We start from the raw sequence: 1,216 nt of genomic DNA on the forward strand, positions 1-1,216 counted from the left end.
GTCTTCCTCAACCTCCTGCCCGCGGGCGCCATCGACTGCCCCTATTGCGGCCGGCACTTCGTCTTCTCGGGCGATCCGTCGGCGAGCCACGGGCATTGACCGGCGCTGCCGGCGACATCGCCCCGGGCGGGGCGGCCGCGCCGACCCTGCGGCACCTCTACCTCGTCGACGGGTCGGGCTTCATCTTCCGCGCCTTTCATGCCCTGCCGCCGCTGACGCGGCCCGACGGGACGCCCGTCGGCGCCGTGCTCGGCTTCAGCAACATGCTGCTGAAGCTGCTGAACGAGACCGACGCCGACGCCATCGCCGTCATCTTCGACGCCTCGCGCCACAGCTTCCGCAACGCCATCTACGACGCCTACAAGGCGCAGCGCCCCGAGGCGCCGCCCGAACTGATCCCGCAGTTCGCGCTCGTCCGCGAGGCGACGCAGGCCTTCAACCTGCCCGGCATCGAGAGCGACGGCTACGAGGCGGACGACATCATCGCGACCTATGCGCGGGCGGCGCAGCGCCAGGGCATCGAGGTCACCATCGTCTCGTCCGACAAGGACCTGATGCAGCTGGTCGACGGCGGCATCCGGATGCTCGACCCGATCAAGAACAAGGCGATCGGGCCGGACGAGGTGCGGGAGAAGTTCGGCGTCGGCCCCGAGAAGGTGGTCGACGTCCAGGCGCTCGCCGGCGATTCGGTCGACAACGTGCCGGGGGTGCCCGGCATCGGCGTCAAGACCGCCGCCGAGCTGATCGGCACCTTCGGCGACCTCGACCAGCTCCTCGCCCGGGCGGCCGAGATCAAGCAACCCAAGCGCCGCGAATCCCTCCTCGCCTTCGCCGAGCAGGCGCGCATCTCGCGCGCGCTCGTCCGGCTCAAGGACGACGTGCCGGACCTCCCGCCGGTCGACGCCTTGGCCGTCCGCCCGGCCGACCCGGCGCGCCTCGTCGACTTCCTGCGCGCCCAGAACTTCCGCTCGCTCCTGACCCGGGTCGAGAACCGCGCCGCCCAGCGCGCGGCCGCCGAGGCGGCGCTGGCCCCGGTCGCGGCGGCGGCGGCCGATCCGGTCGCGCCGGCCGCCACGGCAGTCGGCCGGGACGGCTACGTCCTGATCCAGGATCTCGCCACCCTCGACGCCTGGATCGAGCGCGCCCGCAAGGCCGGCGCCTGCGCCGTCGACACCGAGACGACGTCGCTCGACGCCGTCGCCTGCGAGCTGGTCGG

General features: G+C 72.7%; 1 protein-coding gene. It reads left to right on the top strand.

Going from position 1 to position 1,216, the window contains the following annotated elements:
• Positions 1–95: 95 nt before the first annotated feature.
• Positions 96–1,216 (top strand): 5'-3' exonuclease H3TH domain-containing protein (locus ACE3Q3_RS19800; RefSeq protein ID WP_374448967.1); only part of this gene is annotated, 1,121 nt, incomplete at its 3' end.

This window comes from Allostella sp. (genome assembly GCF_041913585.1).
Classification (GTDB): domain Bacteria; phylum Pseudomonadota; class Alphaproteobacteria; order ATCC43930; family Allostellaceae; genus Allostella.